The sequence below is a fragment of the Brevibacillus borstelensis genome (genome assembly GCF_003710865.1).
Lineage (GTDB): Bacteria > Bacillota > Bacilli > Brevibacillales > Brevibacillaceae > Brevibacillus > Brevibacillus borstelensis.
Genome location: NZ_RHHO01000017.1, coordinates 166426 through 183960 on the forward strand (window position 1 = coordinate 166426; position 17535 = coordinate 183960).

A 17535-nucleotide genomic window follows, 5' to 3' on the forward strand; every position below is an offset into this window, starting at 1 on the left:
CATGGCAGAAAAGCTTATTCATCTGAAAATCACTCGTCAAGACAGCCCTAACAGCGCTCCGTATGTGGAAGAATTTAAAATCCCGTACCGTCCGAACATGAACGTGATCGGTGCGTTGATGGAGATTCAGCGCAACCCTGTAAACGCACAAGGACAAAAGACTTCCCCGGTCAACTGGGAGTCCAACTGTCTGGAGGAAGTGTGCGGCGCTTGTTCGATGGTGATTAACGGCAAGCCGCGTCAGGCATGTTCCGCTCTGATCGACAAGCTGGAGCAGCCAATCCGTCTTGAGCCGATGAGCACCTTCCCGGTTCAGCGCGACCTCTCTATCGACCGAAGCCGCATGTTTGACGCCCTGAAACGCGTCAAAGCATGGATTCCGATCGATGGTACCCACGATCTGGGACCAGGTCCGCGCATGCCTGAGGTAGAGCGCCAATGGGCTTATGAGCTGTCCAAGTGCATGACGTGCGGGGTTTGTCTGGAAGCATGCCCGAACGTCAACCAAAAATCCGACTTCATCGGTCCTTTCGCTATCTCGCAAGTGCGCTTGTTCAACCAGCATCCGACTGGTGCAATGAACAAGCATGAGCGTCTGGAAGCATTGATGGAGGACGGCGGTATCGGTGACTGCGGAAACTCGCAAAACTGCGTGCAGGCTTGCCCGAAAGGTATTCCGCTCACCACTTCGATCGCTCACATGAACAAAGAAACAACCAAATACGCTGTGAAACGCTTCTTCTTCTCGTAAGAAGAAACACAGCTTTCAAAAAGCGTGCATCCGCTCTGGGATGTACGCTTTTTTTTTCAGGAAACCACCAGGGCTCTTCACACGTACTGAAAGAGAGGTGTATTTTTTGTACTTTGGAGGAATGGCCCTTGAAGCTGATAACCGTTGAAGAAGCGATCAAGAGAATAGAGCAGTGGACAGACATACCGTGTACGCATGAAGTCATAACGAGCGGCATCTATCGAAATAGCGAACAGAACCAGACGCCCTTCTATACAATGGAAGTGATGTGGAACAAAAGAGGAGAGCCGGAGCTGGATGAGGAAGGCCTGGTAAACAAAAATACGATACTCGCCGTGCTGGATGCGTGCACGGGAAAGCTGACTGCCTTCTATCGGTATGGCAGTGACCAGACGGCTGAGAATCTTGATGTAGAGGACATGGACGATGAGATGTACAGGAAGGTCTCGGGGCACATCATCCAATGGATAGAAAAGCTCGGATTGCCGATTGATCTGGGCGAGCTTGTAGTCCGGAAAAAGCGGTTATGCGGAGACAAATGGTACGAGCTCAGCTTTTCCCGGGCCCGCGCCGGCATTCCATTCCGAAGCTACCAGCAATTTGACATAAGGCTGGACGCAGATGATAATCAGCTTCTTCACCTGTATTGCAGATGGGATGACTGCGAGTTTGAAGAGGGCGAAGAACGGATATCGGACGGCAATCTTTTGGCAAAGCTCACGGAAGAACAATTGTCCCTGGGCTATCTTCCGGTCCTTTCGCTGGAAAAACCGTTCTATGTCTGCCATGAGCATGTCATTCACGCCAAAACGGGGGAACTTCTGTTTTCGGATGAAATCGTGGTGCTGGAGCGAATTGCATTGTATCAGAACGAAGCGGACGCAAAGCCAGTGAAATGGAACGAACAGCCGATTTGGACCAAGGACTACCGTGAGCTGCTGCGTCTTTCCGACCACGTGACAGAAGCAGAGATCGACGCGCCCCATCCGCTTTTCCCTGATCTTGCGATGGAGGAAAAAGAGCTTGCCAAGGAACTTGTCCGATCGTACTTATCCACCGCCTATGCTGACGATCCATTTGAGTACGTCTACACCCGCAAACCGGATCAGGAAGCTGTCGAGAGCTTCCCCCAAAATCGGGTAGTCGTCCACGTACATCGTATGATTCACGGCATACCGCTCTTGATGGGGGGAGGCATCCGTTTCTTTTTTGACCGAGATACATGGGAACTCGTTCAGATTATGGACGCTTTGGATTTCTGGCGGAGTGTCAAAGCGGGAGAAGGCGATCATGCCGAAGAGAAAGGAATAGCAGGAAACGACCATTTCCGGAAAGCTCTGCGAACCAGAGCGGAAGCCTGGGATGCGCTGAAGGGCAGAGTAACTGTCAAACTGAGATACATGTTTGATCCCCACTACCCGGACCCTAGCGGACGCGGCAGAAAGAAAGCGATTCCTGTCTACGTCATTGACTGTGACTGCATGTACGATGGTGAGTCCGGCGAGCTTGTCGAGCTGTAAAGAGGTATTGCTGAAACCCGGTGTACATACGATGGGAATTGATAAACGGCCCTTGCCGCGAGTTGGATGCTACCGGCTCTGCGACAGGGGCCTTGTTGTTGTAAATCGTCCCTATCACTGTTGTGTCTCCGGCTCCGGACGTCTGTTTGGCTTTTTTTCCTCACTCTTCTGTGTGGTGGACAGTTTGATGTTGCCGAGGAAAAGCGTGCAAATCGCTCCCAGCAGGACGAAGAGCAGCCCGTATCGGTACACATGGTGCAGGGATTCGACCATCGAGACTTTCAAGATGGGCAGCAGCGTTTGCTGGATGGCCGCAGGGATTTGGGACAGGGCCTCTGGACTAAGAAGCATCGAATACATCCCCTGTGGATTCGTCCTGATCATCGATTCAAAATGGACGACCATATCGTGGGCCTGAGGCGGCAGCTGCTCCAGATACGGTACCAAGCTTGCTGTAAGCAAATTGGTCGAATGATAGTTCATTACAGCACCGAGGATCGTCATCCCGAACGTCCCGCCAATTTGCCGGAAAAACTGACTGGAGGAAGTCACTACGCCAAGCTGAGATTTGGGAAAGGACTCCTGCAAGGCAATGGTAATCATCGGCATGACCAGCCCGATTCCCAATCCGAGCACGACCATATGCACCATCGTCGTATATTTTGTTGTCTCCATGCCCATCGTCGACAAAAGCCAAAAGCCGGCGCCCATCGCGACCATGCCAAGAATCATCTGGAGCCGCACTCCCAAAAACTTGACGATTCTCCCGCCAAGCATGCTGGCAGCCATCATCGAGAGCATCATCGGCACCATGACGGTTCCGGATTCCGAGGGACTGATGCCTACGACACCTTGCATAAACAGCGGGACGAACATAATCGCGCCAAACATCCCGACCGACATCAGAAAGCCAATTCCGCTCAAGAGCGAAAAGGTTCTGTTTTGAAACAGGCGCAGCGGCAGGATTGGCTCTTTTGTTCGGCCTTCGATCCATATGAATCCGGTAATGAAGGCGGCGGACAAGGCGAATAGAGAAAGAATCTGCCAAGAGAGCCAAGGGTAATTTTTGCCCCCGAAGGTAAGCGCCAGAAGGAGGCTGACGACTCCTCCGACCATCGTAAACATTCCCCAGATATCAAAGGTGACCGGACCTGTTTGCTGGCGGTTTTTAAGCGCAATGGCGATCAGGATGGTAGCCAGTACTCCGACCGGCATGTTGATGTAAAAAACCCAGCGCCAGTTGGATGCGTCTACAATCCAACCGCCCACCTGCGGACCGATGATCGAAGACAGACCGAATACAGCTCCAAACACCCCTTGCCATTTGGCCCGTTGTTCCCCTGTAAAAATGTCCCCGATAATAATCATCGCCATCGGCATCATAACGCCGCCGCCAATTCCCTGCACAGCGCGAAAAAAGATGAGCTGGGTCATGGACTGAGCCATACCGCAAAGCGCAGAGCCGAGCATGAAAATGATCAGGCCCGTTACATAAACCGTTTTCCGACCGATCAGATCGGCCATTTTGCCGGCGATAGGGACAACCGTAGTGGAGCTGAGCATGTAGGCGGTGGTCAGCCAGGTCATAATCCCCAGTCCCCCCAGCTCACCGACAATCCGCGGCATTGCTGTTCCCACAATCGTATTGTCAAGAGATGCGAACAACATCGCGACGAGCAGGCCAGTAATCAACAATCCTCTATTTTTTTGCGTTTCCATCGTGTATCTCTCCTGTCCATAGGCGTACTGCGGATGCCACGGTCTTTTTCTTCCCAGTAGTATGCCCGCAGATCCCGCATTCTCGAGACAGGTGAAATCTCCCTTTTGAGAATAGGTGTCTGCTTTCCATGGAAGACTTATGGTATTCGGTGTTTTTTAGGAAGGGGGCAAACGATGAAGAAACAGGTCTTTTACATCGGGTTATCGTTGGTTTTGCTTCCGTCAACGACGGCGGGCACCTGGAGCACAAAGGGCGACTTTCCTGAAGCCGTAGCCGCCATTACCAAGCAGCAGGTCTGGTCCGATTTGCGTCCTGACGACGGACAGACAAGTCCAGCTATGCAAAGCGCTACTCATGCTGGTACAGTCCAGTCTGCATCTGCAGATGAATGGACGCGTGCCGAACATGTGCTGATGGGGGAGCAGGTAGCGGATCCCCCCACTTCCAACCTGGATATGATCGAAGCGAAGAAGGCTTGGGAGGAGATCGGGGTCAAGGGAGAAGGCATGCTCATCTCTGTGATCGATACAGGAATTAACGGAAAGCATCCCGATTTGCCTGCCCCGCGGGACAAGCGTTCCGCACAGCAAAAATCAGGAGTAGCGAAAAAAGTAATACCCGGGTACAACTGGGCAGACCGCAATCAAATTACAGAGGATGTAGGCGAGTCCCAACACGGCATTCATGTGGCTGGCATTGTGGCTGCCAACGGAAAAATAAAAGGCGTTGCTCCTGAAGCACAGCTTTTGAGCCAAAAGGTTTTCAGCAATTACCAGGGGGAGGTCCCCGGGCTGAGCGAGTCTATTTTGTTTGCGATCAATGATTCCATCGCCAAAAAAGCGGATGTGATCAATCTCAGTCTGGGCTCGTCAGCAGGATATGTAGATGAAACCAATACCGAGCAGTATGCTGTCAAACGGGCTGTCGACAACGGAGTCATCGTCGTCGCCGCGGCAGGAAATGACGCCTACTTTGGCAGTGACAAGGTAAAGGCGCAGAATCCGGATGTCTCGATGATCGGCTCTCCGGGTCTCGCTCCTGACGCCTTCTCTGTTGCGTCTGTAAATGCGACCACGCTTGCCGGTCTCAGCTTCGCCGTCGAGGGAGTGCCGGGCCTCGAAAGGGTCGTGTATCTCCATGGGCACGCAGCCAGCGGACAAGCGTTGAATCCCGTGCAAGCCCTGATGAAGCAGTACGAACTGATGTACATGGGCAAAGGGAAAAAAGAGGATTACAACGTCTCGGTAAAAGGGAAAGTGGTCCTTCTGGAGAGAGGCGACATTTCCTTTGACGAGAAGCTGCGTTTGGCCAAGGAGAAAGGAGCGGCAGGGGCTGTAATCTACAACAATCAGCCGGGGCCGCTCATCATTTCCGCCGAGACCACCACTGCCTTGCCGGCTGTCTCGATTTTGAAGCAAACGGGGGAAATGCTGACGCAGGCGTTGAAAAAGGGAAAAAAAGTAAAAATCAACTTTGACGGTCAGTTCGCGCAAAATCCGATGCCGTATCCGGATGGGGGAACGGTTTCCGCCTTCACCTCCTGGGGACCGACGCCGGATTTGCAATTCAAGCCGGAGATTGCCGCCCCAGGCGGAGGCATTTTGTCGCTCGTCCGCGAAACCGATTATGCCGTCAAGAGCGGAACCTCCATGGCTACCCCTCATGTGGCAGGCGGGATGGCTCTTCTGAAGCAGGCCTACCAAAAACAGGGCTACCAGTTGTCCGGACGACAACTGGTTGAAACGATGAAGGCCGCGGCAATGAATACAGCGCAGCCGGTACTCGACCCGCGCAGTGCTGCAAGCACGGCAAGCGGCGGGATGACGGGTAAAGTGCCGTACAGTCCGCGCGTGCAAGGTGCGGGCGTGATGCAGATCGCCAAAGCGATTAAAACCCCGAGCATTATCACTGATGCCAAGGGGAAAGCTGGCGTATCGCTGGGCGAGGTTGGAGAAACGACGACGTTTTCCCTGTTTGTCGAGAACAAGTTCGGAAAAAAGCCGGTCACGTATCAGGTCAAGGATGAGTTCGGGGTCTTGACGGACAAGCGGCAGGACGGGATTAACATGCTTACCGATACAGCACTGCAGGGGGCCGCATTGCGATTTTCCGCTCAGCAGGTCACCGTTCAGCCCGGACAGCGGGCAGAAGTAAAGGTAACGCTGCACATTCCGAAAAACGCTCCCCGCAATATTTTTGCCGAGGGATATGTTGTTTTTCAGCCGACCGACTCCGAAATTCCTGTGCTGCGGGTGCCTTATTACGGGTTTTACGGAAAATGGGATGAACCGCGCGTAATGGATCAGCCGATGTGGGACCCGGGGAGCCAGGAGCACCGTACAGGCGTCAAGACGACCTGGTATCACGACAAGGAAAATGACAAGTGGAAATACCGCGATTACCTTGGTGTCACTGGCGTGAGCGAGGACGGACATGTACAGGTCGATCCGGCCAAGATTGCATTTTCGCCAAATGGAGACGGACACTATGATGTTGCAGCTCCTTCGATTACATTTTTGCGCAATGCCCGCCAAGTGACGGTGGATGTGGTGGACAGCGGAGGAACAATCATCCGGTCGCTGTCACGCGATGAGAAAATCAGCAAATTTGATCAATCAAAGCTGGGGACCCCTTATTACTATACGGAGCGGGAAGAATGGAGCTGGGACGGGAAAAAGTACAATCCCGAGAAGGGCGTTTATGAAACCGTCCCGGATGGAGCCTACCGATTCGTCGTCCGGGCCCGCATCGACAGCCGTCATGCCAATTGGCACACGCTGACTCTTCCGATTAAAGTAGACACAAAAGCCCCGGTCGTCACTGCTTCCCTGTCCGGGAACAAAGTACATTGGAGCTCCCGCGACAAGGACATTCAAGGCTACCTGTTGTATGTAGGCGGGAAAAAAGTGGGCGGACCCTATTCTGCGAGCATAACCAGCACCATTGTCAGTCAGCCGGACAAACGGATTTCCCTGGTGGCGTATGACTATGCGGGAAATATGAGTGTTGTCAACATCAATGGAAAGAGCGATGTCACCCCTCCGTTTGTCCAGTTTCCCAATGACCTGTACACCTCGGTGCTGGTCACCCGTCAGCCTGAGGTAGCGGTCAACGGCAGGATTGCGGGTGAAGACATGCTGGACAGAGTGCGTCTGCAAATCAATAAAAATCCGGTCCAGGTCGAGACGGACGGTTCATTTAAAACCATCCTGAAGCTGCCGGAAGGGCTCAATTACGTTCCCTATCATGCCCAGGACATGCATGGGAACAGCAGACATTTTACGCAGCGGATCATCGTAGACACGACACCTCCGCAGCTTCAGCTGACCAACGACGGCAGCGAGACAATCTGGTTTGATGCAGGGACCAAACGAATGCTGGTACCCGTAAAGTTTGCGTATCGCGATCAGACATACAAAGGCCAGGTAAGCATCAACGGACAGATCGTCTCCAGTTGGGAGGAAGATCACCTGGAGAAAGCCGTGCAGAAAAACTTCACCCAGACGCTCCCCCTTCAGCACGGCGAAAACCGTATTTTGCTTGAGGGGAAAGACGCCGCGGGCAATGAGTCCTCTATGACGGTATACGCTTATGTGGATGCCCAGGCCGGTTCGCTCGTGATGCATCACGCCGAGCAGCGCTACACGTATCAGGCGAAGCCTTTTCCGGCGCCGGCACTGCATATAGAAGAGAAGAACAAAGAGGTATATGCGGGAGAAAGCATGCAGATTTCCGGGAGAGTGACGGCTCCGGGGACCGTACGGATGCATCTGGATTATGCAGACCAGCATGTGTTCGTCGATGTGAATGACAGAGGAGAATTCCGTGCGCTTGTAAACAGCGTCAAGGAAGGCAAGCAGAAGCTGTCCGTAGTGGCAGTCGATGCCCTCGGGCGCGAAACAAAAGCAGAGATGGTCATCGTAGGGAAAAAGAGATAAGGGTGCCAGCCGGCATCCTTTTCTCTGTTTCGGGGTCTGAAATGTTTTGTGCAGGGAGGAGTGAACGTGTTTTATCATGGAATTGATTGGGTATATGTAAAAAAGGAATATCCGCTGCTTTCACCGCGAAGAAACGTGTCGCGAAAGCGCCCTGAGCAGCTCGCTGACAGGGTTCATCTGTTGCAGCAGTTTGGCGTGGAGCCCGTTCATTTGCTGGAGGAGGGGCCGGATTTTCCGGCAGAGCGCTGCATTAGAGAATGTCTGGCTTTTGGAGATACGGTCTTTGCTTTTAAGGAAGTAAGCAGCCCTTTGTGGCAGTTGAGCTGTCATGAAGTGGGAGTCGAGGTGCTTGACTTGCGCAAATGCAGTCTCATTTTCACAAGAGAAACTAGTGCTAATGTACAGGTTCTCTTTCCGGATGTACCTGTTTTATACACCGAAAGTCCTTAAATATTTTGGATAACGACTTGTCTCTGCCATTTTTCGACATTATAATGGGCCTCATGAGGAGAAATTCGTACGGGAAGGAAGGAAATGAAGATGAACGTCCAGTACCTCAATCCGTTTCTGGATTCGGCTTCCTTTGTGATTGAACAGCTTTGCAACGTGACGATCAAACGGGGAGAATTGGAGATGACAGAGTGGTACTATCGGGACGATCATACCTGGATCCGCATTGGAATGACCGGTCAATTGGAAGGCGACGTGTTTTTCGGCTTGCAAAACGACCTCGCCTTGCGTCTTGTATCAGCGATGATGGGGGGCTTCCCCGTTAATGAACTTGATGAAATCGGGAAAAGCGCTATATCGGAACTCGGGAATATGATCTCCGGCAACGCCAGCACAATGCTTTACAATCAAGGCGTAGTGATTGATATTACTCCGCCGCAGTTTATTCAGGCACAGGAGAATAGATGGGGTTCTCGGACCGCATATACAGTCCCGCTTGACTTAAGCGACATGGGCCGTATGGAAATCCAAGTCCTGGTAGGAAAGTAGGAAGGTGGGCGCTCTGCATTGGCAGAACGCCTTTTTTTCGGTTCGCGAAGGGTTGACGAATCTGTGCAAGAGTTGGAATAATAAAAAAAGATAAAATATTTTTGATTGTCTGGTCGTTTTTTTCCAGATCGTGTATTGTTTGAGATAGTAAGGGGGAATGAATGTTTGTCATATATTAGGCAGCTAATCGGGATGTTTTTCCTCGTTGTGATTGTCTGCGGCGGCCCGTACATGCTTTATGTTGAGAAAGAGGAAGTGCATTTTGCGCCGGAAAGAGTCGTCACATACACCGTCTATTTGCTTCAGCAGATAGGGGAAGGATCACTGGGTACTTATTACTCGGGAAATGATGAACGGAGCATTGCGGAGGATATCGTTCCTTTTGCGATCAACTCCTTTGAACTGATGTTTTACAGTGTATTGATCGCTGTTTTGGCAAGTTTGTTATTCGGGCTGTTCCTGCAGCGGTTTGCATTTGTTCGCTACTTTCAAAAACTATTGAATCTGCTCTCCACGATTCCTGACTTTGTACTGATATTTTTATCCATTTTGGCGGCGATTCAGTTTTACAAGTGGACGAATATTCGGATTATTACACTTTCCCCGACAAGTGACTCCAGCAACATGTGGTTCCCACTCACGATGCTGGCGATCGGTCCGACCATTTTCCTGATGAAGGTAATCAGTCTCAAATACGGGCAAATCGGCGGTGAGGACTACATCAAGACCGCTTTGGCAAAGGGGATGGGCATTTGGCATATTCTCGTTCACCATGTGTATAAAAATGTGAAGCCGTTTCTGCTGGCGGATCTGAAGAAGACCATCGCGATTACGGTGGCCAACTTGTTCATCGTGGAATATCTTCTAAATGTAGTGGGCTTGACCCGGTTCATTTTTTCCAAAAATGGCATTTATCAGTTTAACGCGGCCGTAATGGGTCTGATGGGCATTATATTGCTTTCCATATTGGTGTACCTGTTGATTCGGGCTATTTTGTATCTGTTTGAACAGATTGCTGTCTACAAATAAGCAGAGTGTAAAAAAGAGTGAGGTTTTGCCATGCAGAAGCGTCGAGTGAATGTATCCCTGTGGGTCGGAGCGGTGCTTGTGATGCTCCTGATCGTTCTCGGGATCATTGGCCCCTATATCGCTCCCTACGATCTGGAACATCAAGAAAAAGTGAGAAATGTCGAAGTGAATGGAAAGACCGTCATCATCTCTCCGCCGCTCTCCCCCTCAAGCGAGCACTGGCTTGGCACCGACAAATGGGGCTATGATCTGTTGACAAAGCTGCTTCACGGAGCGCCGTACACCGTGTTCGTCACGATGCTCGCCGCTGTCGCACGCCTCTTGATCGGTACGATCATCGGCCTTTATATCGGCATTCAGGACAAGCCGCAAAAGTGGTGGCTCTCGATCGAAAACGCCTGGGGATACATGCCTCTCTTTTTGCCGGTGTACTTTTTACTCGTTGGGCTGAATCGGAACTCGGAGCTGGCCATCGGCACCCTGGTGCTGTTGTTTATCGGCCTCGTCGCACTGCTTGGCGCCCCCAGCGTCGCGTCTTCGATCCGGCAAAAGACCGAACAGATCAAGGAAACGCAGTATGTGCTGGCTGCCGTCTCTCTCGGGGCCGGACGCGAGCAGATCATTTTTCGTCATGTCCTCCCGCAGCTAAAAGAACAGCTTGTCCTGATCGCCGTCACCGAGATGATTTCCATCATGGCCTTGATGGGGCTGCTCGGTATGTTTGATCTGTTTGTGGGCGGCACCTATGTCACCTACGATCCGGTCATTTATCACTCCGTTACGAACGAGTGGGCTGGTCTGCTCGGCTCGTACAGAGGGTTTGTCTACGGGAACAACGCCTGGATTTTTATGATCCCGCTGGCTGCTTTTATCATTGCCATCGGTTCCTTTTCGCTCCTGGCAAAGGGGCTTCGCGACCGGTTTCAGGAAACGTATCAACGGACACCGTTTATTTAGTTGGGAAAGGGGGCTTTCCCGGCGGAACCCATCGCCCATTTTTTGAATAGGATGTAAGGCAAAAGCCTAAAATCCCCGTAATTCCGGCACCACCACCCACCCCCCTACATAGGATAAGGTGACTCTGTAATCCCTCAACCTTGTTCCTGTAGAGCCCACAAGGAGGGGTGGCACGATTGAAGGGGAGCGACCAAACCAAGCCGTTGTTGACAAATCGAGAAAGAGAAGTATTTGAACTCTTGGTCCAGGATAAGACAACAAAAGAGATTGCCGGACAACTCTTCATCAGTGAAAAAACCGTACGCAATCACATCAGCAATGTCATGCAAAAATTAGGTGTCAAAGGTCGATCTCAAGCAGTAGTCGAACTCGTTCGACTTGGTGAGTTAGAGATTTGAACCCAGCCCACCCAGCCTCCCTTTTCTTCCCTTGCGATGGAAGGGAGGATTTTTTTTTGCCCAAATTCAGGAGAACAGGCTTTGCATCGTCCGAGTTTAGCCACTCTACGACCGGTGAATCAATTTTGGGTAGAGAAGTTACGGGGGGTGCCAAAATTCATTCAAACATCAAGGTCTTTTTTGGAAAATCCGGCCCCAACTTTACCGTCTCTGGTACGATTGCGCTTGTTCTAATGAGTTCTTCCTTCTCGGCGCTGCGATGCGAGGCATGAGTAAGGCTGAAGCATATCTGGTTACGCTCGCCACCCGTACACCAAAAATTTTAAAACAAATGGCAAGTATGTAAACTTGTTTATCATAATCTACTATTAAGGAGGTGATACCTATGAAATAATGATTGGCTATTTCTTTTGCAATCATGATGGTTATGTCTGTCTCAGGTGCTGCCTTTGCGGCTGAACCACAAGGTTGTTATGCACAACGTGTTTGCCAAGAAATTTATTATTTCTAAGCTGTATAGATGCTCCGTAAAGGAGTTTAAGGGTACTTTATGAACCTTTTTCTTTTTATTTATGCTGATCGGTTTCCGTCTCAAGAAATGGGAAGCAAGGTATTACCGTACAATTTTGCATTCATGGGCTGAAGTCAATGGAGCTCTCGGCAACTAGTTCTGCAGTTACCTGACTGATGGAGCTTCAACATACACTGTTGAACAATCGATTAACCACCCTTAGGTAAGCTTTAGCGGTCATTTTTTACGTCTGATTTCAAATGAATGTGGTTATGGTTGCAAACTATGGGGAGGAATAAGGAGCGTTAACAATACATTTCGGCTCTTTGAGGATAAAAAAACAACAATGCCGACATTCATGAAAAAAATGGAATGTCGACGTTGTTGGCAAAAGGCTTACGTAACGACAAACTCAATAATAATCGGTGTTGCGGGATCCAATACGTCTCCGCCGGGGATCGTTATCGCTGTGGTAGTAGCAGTGGAAGTATCAGCAGTTTGAATCACGGCATTAATGTACAGATTGTAGTAGGAATAAGAAGCTGGGAATGCTGTGGCCGCCGCACCTGTATCATCTGTGAAAGTGGTTGCTGCAATGGAAAACGTAGCCCCCGTTCCTGTACCCGCACCTGCTGTGCCTGAGAACCTTCTGCCTGCAATAAAGGGTTTTACGATTGGCATCTGGTATCACCTCCTTCGCTTTTAGCAAATGCAAGATTTTGGAAGTTTGTAAGTGCTAATCGACTCCGTTGAATTCCTCATTTTCAGGGGTGATTATAGCAGAGAATTTAACGATCTCAAGAATAATAGGAGTTCCTGAATAAATAGTGTCTCCTGTTCCAAGGAGTGTCAGTTCATTTTCACTGATCTCACTCAAACTGGACTCTTGCAAAATCCCGTTTACGAAGAGGCTGATGTAGCTGCTGGGACTTAGTCCTCTAAAACTTGTTGCCAAATTTCTCTGATTGTCCGTGAAATGGGTTGCGGCAATTGTAACTGTGCGGGTCAATTGAATATCTTCGGGTGCAATATAAAAATATCGGTATACTTCTGGAAGGATTGTTATGGTGCCTTCATATCCACCAGGTCCTTGAGGTCCTGGAAGTCCCTGAGGTCCTTGAGGTCCTTGAGGTCCTTGAGGTCCTTGAGGTCCTTGAGGTCCTTGAGGTTCTTGAGGTCCTGGAAGTCCTGGAAGTCCACGGAATCCCTGGGGTCCTTGTGTTCCTTGGGGCCCAGGAGGCCCAGCAGGAGCGCGTACAATAATTTTGGGACGCGGACATTTAACCCAAACAATTTTTTGTTTTTTCTTCGGACACTTCTTCTTGCGAGGACGTAAGCACTTTATTTTTTTCCTGTTTCTTTTTTCAGCCCCTTTTGATCGTCGGCATAGCATGCAGACACCTCCACATCATGGCTTAACTTATGCTACGTTAATTTGCAACGTAAGTAGTTAGACTTATAGCCAAAGAGAACCAACCTAACCAAAAATAGGCAATAGAAAAGTCTGCTTCATCAGCAGACTGGACTGCGCCCCTCTTGATGGAAACTTTAAAAAAAGTGACCATCTTATAGGTCACTTCACTCATAACAGAGTGGTATTAATAGATCGCCTTATGCTAAATAGACCGTTTTACATGATCCACTATTAAAAAATTCCACTCGGGAGTTTTCCGGTTCTCCGAATATTTAATACTTGTTGCAGTGTCAATCGTCTGCTTGTCATGATGATGGAGTTGGCTTCGAAATCGAATCCGATGATTCTTTCGACATCAGCTATACTTCTGCTGACGCGAATGATTCGAAAAGCACCTTTAAAATTATTTCTTGAGAATAAAACTAAAGTTGCACCTCTGCCATTTGAACGAAATCGTAAACTTTCCGGTTCATCAAAGATTCTTTCCACATTGCGGATTGCTACGTTGCCGCGGAAAACTCTGCTCCTTCCACGATAGTTTTCATCATCAAAAAGTGTTAGTCTCGGCAGACGAAGTTGGGTCTGAGGCATTGTTCCATTCCTCCCTAATTTTGAACTTCTGTAAACTATGCTCGGATGCAAGCAGGGGGGTGGACTGTTCTCACGCACGTCTTATAATTGGCTCTTGACCGACGGGCGAAAAACGACTCATGACAAGAGGCAAAAAGAAAAATCTGCTTATTCAGCAGATCCTGCATTCGCTTCGTTATTTTTGTTGGTTTTGTTGATAGATAAATGATCCTCTGGCTGCTCCGCGAGTTTGTATGGAAATTCTTGTCGGGAACCCTGGGGATGCAATACCAATTCTGGCTATGCTATATGGCTTTACGGAAAACTCTTTGATGCCATCCAAAATGAGAACAAAAGATCTCCGGCTGTTGTTGGAGATTGCGAATGTTCCGCTTACCCCTTTTGGAACAAAAAGTAAAAACTTTTTACCAGCGCTCCGATAGCTAAACGACCCGGTAAAAGAAAATTTACTCATTTGACCCCACCACTCCTTCTGTTTTGTACAGATTATTCCGTGGAGCAGTTGATGCTTGGGGAGAAGTTGAGTGGAATTACCTATTTTTCTAGTAATGGGTATGACAAATAGGGGGATTGTCTCACTCATTTGTGAATGAGCAGCGGATCGACACAACGTATTTTTTTGCAGCGAAGCACGTTTCTTTGAAACCAAAGATAGTAAATAGCTCATAAAACAGGCACTCCCGAATGAATAGGGAGTGCCTGTTGGCAATCAAATGTTATTTCCTGATGCGGTCACATAATTTGCTCTGGGCAGCACCAACCGCACCAACCGCGCCCGCAACACCGAAAACAACCGGTTATTTGAGTGGGATAATGCACCAAGCGAACATTTGCTTTCTTGATTGCCTTGCTTTTCGACTTTTTCTTTTTCAAGTGAACTTCCCTCCTTATAACGATCTAAAGTAGTGTACTACCAAAATCCCCCTTTTGATTGGACGAGAGTTTTCATGAATCGAAAATAGACGGAGGGATAAAGGCAGCGGGAATAAAAGGTTCATCTAGCGAATTTCTCGTTGACACAATACGATATATCGTATTAAACTCGACTTGTCACGCGATATATCGTATTGAAACAAATAAGGAGTGCCGATGTTGAAATTTTGTAATCAACGAAATCGATGGGGACATAATCATGAATGGAAAGGATTTGGAGGTTCACACATGGAAGGGGGGCGGTCGGAACCATACCTGAGACATCGTCATGGTGGATCCGGAGGTGGTTTTGGGGGGAGCGGTGAAGGTAAGCGGCGTTTTTTTGAACGAGGTGAGTTCAAATTCGCTTTACTCGAACTTCTATCAGAAGCTCCCATGCACGGATATCAGCTGATTAAGGCGATGGAAGAGAAAACCGGTGGTTTATACTCCCCGAGTCCGGGTTCCATTTACCCTAATTTGCAGCTGCTTGAAGAAATGGAGCTTGTCGTATCGAGCGAGGAAGATGGCAAAAAGCTGTATCATATTACGGATAAGGGTGGCGAGTATCTTCAGGAGAGAAGAACCCGGGCGGTACAGGAAAAGGATCGTTGGAATTGGCAAGGCAGCCACCGGGCAATTGAGAAGCGCGATGTAAAGAAGCTCATCGAAGATTGGCCAGATGTATTTACCCTGATGGTCAAAGCAGCCAGGATGGCACGGGAAACCCCTGACTCGAAACAGGCATCCCAGTTTAAGGAAATCATGATCAATCTTCACCATAGCCTATATGAGCTCGCGGCTTCGGATGAGGAGCCCAATAAAGTATCGGATGCTCCGCCTGATGACGATACCAAGGACAAAGGCTGACAGGGAGCTATCGGATGTCCTCGTCCTTCCTACATATCCATATTTTTCCAACAAAGACTTGAGAAAACAAGAAGCTTGCCGAAACATATCCAAGGAGGAAAAAGATGAGTACACCTGAACAATGGAATGACATTGATCTTTATTTTAAAACGAAACTTCACACGTCCGATCCCGTACCGGATTCCATCCTAAAAGCAAATACGGAAGCGGGTCTGCCTGCTATAGATGTTGCTCCCAATCAAGGCAAATTGCTTTATTTGCTCGCAAAGCTCGCAGGGGCAAAAAATATATTAGAACTGGGCACACTCGGAGGATACAGCAGTATATGGCTTGGACGTGCATTGCCGGAGGGAGGGCGTCTGGTCACACTTGAGCTTGATGAGCATCATGCCAAGGTTGCCGAAGAAAATATAAGAAAAGCAGGGTTGGAAAACAAAGTGGAAGTCATTGTCGGCCCAGCCCTTGATACCCTGCCAACTCTAAAAGAAAAAGGGTTCACCGCTTTCGATTTTATTTTTATCGACGCTGATAAACCAAACTACCCCCATTATTTGAAATGGGCGTTGAATTATTCAAGATCAGGAACCGTTATTATTGCAGACAACGTCGTTCGCAAGGGGCGTGTCATCGATCCCGAAGACGCAAGCGTCCAAGGTATCCGTCAATTCGTCGATTTGCTGTCCGAAGATACCCGAATAGATTCGACGGCAGTGCAAACAGTCGGCAGTAAAGGCTATGATGGCTTCATTCTTGGAATTGTGAAGTAAATGAAAGACGCAGCAATTTGGGGAAGACTGCTTGCTGTCACGGACACTGCCGAACGATATGAAAACGAAGTTCAGATTATTGCCGGTCGCCCCTTTGCAGAAATAAACGCAACTTTTTTTATGAATGGCAACAGATGCTAACTATTTTAATGCTAAAAGAATGAAGGAAATCAAAAGCGCCCCCAGAATGGCTGTAATGATAGCTGGGGGTATATATTTTTTGGGTTTATGAACAATGTATGCAATTGTATTGAGAAACATCAAGATGAAGATCGCCCCGATGAAAGCGATAAAGATTAACATAGAACCATCCTTTCGTAAGCCGATAATTCAAAAAAGTATTAAAGCTGGATCATCAACGCAGTCTTGCTTCCCAAGCCGATGATTCAAAAGGTTTAAAAAGGTGAATCATGAAATCAGTCCTGCTTCCGGAAAGAGAAGCAAGAGAAAAAGGTGAAAACGGGTAAATCACCCCAGCCCTTCGCAAGACCAGGCACGGGCCAATGACAAAAGCCAAAAGCCACAAAGGCCGCATGAAACGAAAACAAGATGGGCCCTCCTTGAATAGGGATGATCCTAAAATATATGACGAGCATTCGGGAAGGTTGTTGCGGGTGTGCAGACAATTAGTACGACTTGAATACAGCAACGAAAAAATTACGCTGCGCTTTTCCGGCGCAGCAATATCCAGCCTATAACCACTAGCAGCAAGGCGAACAGATCGTATGAAATGTCGTAAAGAGGCTGGCTGGGTCCCGGTTTGACATGGTGGACCTGCAAGATGTGGTGGTTGGTGATTCCTTCGATGAGATTAAATACGCCAGCCCCTACTAAGAAACAGCCCCAAAATTTGCTTGCCCCGACCTTGGGGTCTCCTTTCCACAGCAAAACACCGGAAATGAATATAAATAGCGTTACGATTAAATGAAAAAGGCCGTCGCTCATGATCTGGTGAAATCGATCCGTATGCATGTTCACACTATGCCACTGCAGTATTTGGTGAAAAACAATCCCATCGAGCATGCCGATCATGCCGACCCCAAACAAAAAGGCTCCTATACATGTTGTTTTCAAAAAACGGGCCTCCTCCCTCAATCGTCAATAACCATCTCACGTAGATAAAAGCTGATAAGCACTGCCCTTGCGGCAGCGCTTATC

At 49.0% G+C, this 17535-nt stretch carries 16 protein-coding genes; 10 read left to right on the plus strand and 6 right to left on the minus strand.

Annotated features, from left to right (window positions below; translation table 11 throughout):
* Position 1 precedes the first annotated feature (1 nt).
* Together sdhB and EDM54_RS09725 are read left to right on the plus strand one after the other, a co-directional pair.
* Entirely contained in the window at positions 2-751 is a 750-nt protein-coding gene (gene sdhB, locus EDM54_RS09720; protein ID WP_003387745.1) for a succinate dehydrogenase iron-sulfur subunit, read from the plus strand.
* Positions 752-879: 128 nt separating this feature from the next.
* Positions 880-2271: a hypothetical protein gene (locus tag EDM54_RS09725; protein ID WP_122958129.1), complete on the plus strand. Its 1392-nt coding sequence runs from the start codon at positions 880-882 to the stop codon at positions 2269-2271.
* Positions 2272-2385: 114 nt separating this feature from the next.
* On the opposite strand, the gene EDM54_RS09730 is transcribed toward EDM54_RS09725, so the two are convergent.
* Entirely contained in the window at positions 2386-3990 is a 1605-nt protein-coding gene (locus EDM54_RS09730) for an MDR family MFS transporter (protein ID WP_003387744.1), read from the minus strand.
* Between the two features lie 174 nt (positions 3991-4164).
* Between EDM54_RS09730 and EDM54_RS09735 the strand changes: the two genes are divergently transcribed.
* The 6 genes from EDM54_RS09735 (at position 4165) to EDM54_RS09760 (ending at position 11312) form a co-directional block, all read left to right on the plus strand.
* Positions 4165-7929, plus strand: a complete 3765-nt coding sequence (locus tag EDM54_RS09735; protein ID WP_122958130.1) for a S8 family serine peptidase — start codon at positions 4165-4167, stop codon at positions 7927-7929.
* Positions 7930-7995: 66 nt separating this feature from the next.
* Positions 7996-8379, plus strand: a complete 384-nt coding sequence (locus EDM54_RS09740) for a hypothetical protein (RefSeq protein ID WP_024984219.1) — start codon at positions 7996-7998, stop codon at positions 8377-8379.
* A gap of 90 nt (positions 8380-8469) precedes the next feature.
* Positions 8470-8928: a chemotaxis protein CheX gene (locus EDM54_RS09745; protein WP_003387739.1), complete on the plus strand. Its 459-nt coding sequence runs from the start codon at positions 8470-8472 to the stop codon at positions 8926-8928.
* Between the two features lie 165 nt (positions 8929-9093).
* Positions 9094-9957, plus strand: coding sequence for an ABC transporter permease subunit (locus EDM54_RS09750; RefSeq protein ID WP_170208323.1), 864 nt, complete (start codon positions 9094-9096; stop codon positions 9955-9957).
* A gap of 30 nt (positions 9958-9987) precedes the next feature.
* Positions 9988-10914 (plus strand): ABC transporter permease, encoded by a 927-nt coding sequence (locus tag EDM54_RS09755; protein ID WP_003387737.1) that lies wholly within the window; start codon positions 9988-9990, stop codon positions 10912-10914.
* 176 nt (positions 10915-11090) lie between these two features.
* Positions 11091-11312, plus strand: coding sequence for a helix-turn-helix domain-containing protein (locus EDM54_RS09760; protein ID WP_003387736.1), 222 nt, complete (start codon positions 11091-11093; stop codon positions 11310-11312).
* A gap of 907 nt (positions 11313-12219) precedes the next feature.
* Here EDM54_RS09760 and EDM54_RS09765 read toward each other — a convergent pair.
* The 4 genes from EDM54_RS09765 to EDM54_RS09785 all read right to left on the minus strand — a co-directional run bounded on the left by EDM54_RS09765 (position 12220) and on the right by EDM54_RS09785 (position 14495).
* Positions 12220-12504, minus strand: a complete 285-nt coding sequence (locus EDM54_RS09765; protein WP_003387735.1) for a DUF4183 domain-containing protein — start codon at positions 12502-12504, stop codon at positions 12220-12222.
* Positions 12505-12559: 55 nt separating this feature from the next.
* Positions 12560-13216, minus strand: a complete 657-nt coding sequence (locus EDM54_RS26215; RefSeq protein WP_141334124.1) for a DUF4183 domain-containing protein — start codon at positions 13214-13216, stop codon at positions 12560-12562.
* A gap of 252 nt (positions 13217-13468) precedes the next feature.
* Entirely contained in the window at positions 13469-13828 is a 360-nt protein-coding gene (locus EDM54_RS09780; RefSeq protein ID WP_003387732.1) for a hypothetical protein, read from the minus strand.
* A 175-nt stretch (positions 13829-14003) separates the two neighbouring features.
* Positions 14004-14495: a hypothetical protein gene (locus EDM54_RS09785; protein ID WP_122958132.1), complete on the minus strand. Its 492-nt coding sequence runs from the start codon at positions 14493-14495 to the stop codon at positions 14004-14006.
* A 494-nt stretch (positions 14496-14989) separates the two neighbouring features.
* On the opposite strand from EDM54_RS09785, the gene EDM54_RS09790 reads away from it, so the two are divergent.
* Both EDM54_RS09790 and EDM54_RS09795 read left to right on the plus strand, forming a co-directional pair.
* The gene (locus EDM54_RS09790; RefSeq protein ID WP_122958133.1) at positions 14990-15610 is read left to right on the plus strand and encodes a PadR family transcriptional regulator; all 621 of its coding nucleotides are present in this window, start codon (positions 14990-14992) and stop codon (positions 15608-15610) included.
* A gap of 104 nt (positions 15611-15714) precedes the next feature.
* Positions 15715-16377, plus strand: coding sequence for an O-methyltransferase (locus EDM54_RS09795; protein ID WP_122958134.1), 663 nt, complete (start codon positions 15715-15717; stop codon positions 16375-16377).
* A gap of 657 nt (positions 16378-17034) precedes the next feature.
* Here EDM54_RS09795 and EDM54_RS09800 read toward each other — a convergent pair.
* Positions 17035-17451 (minus strand): DUF2243 domain-containing protein, encoded by a 417-nt coding sequence (locus EDM54_RS09800; RefSeq protein WP_031932330.1) that lies wholly within the window; start codon positions 17449-17451, stop codon positions 17035-17037.
* Positions 17452-17535: the final 84 nt, after the last annotated feature.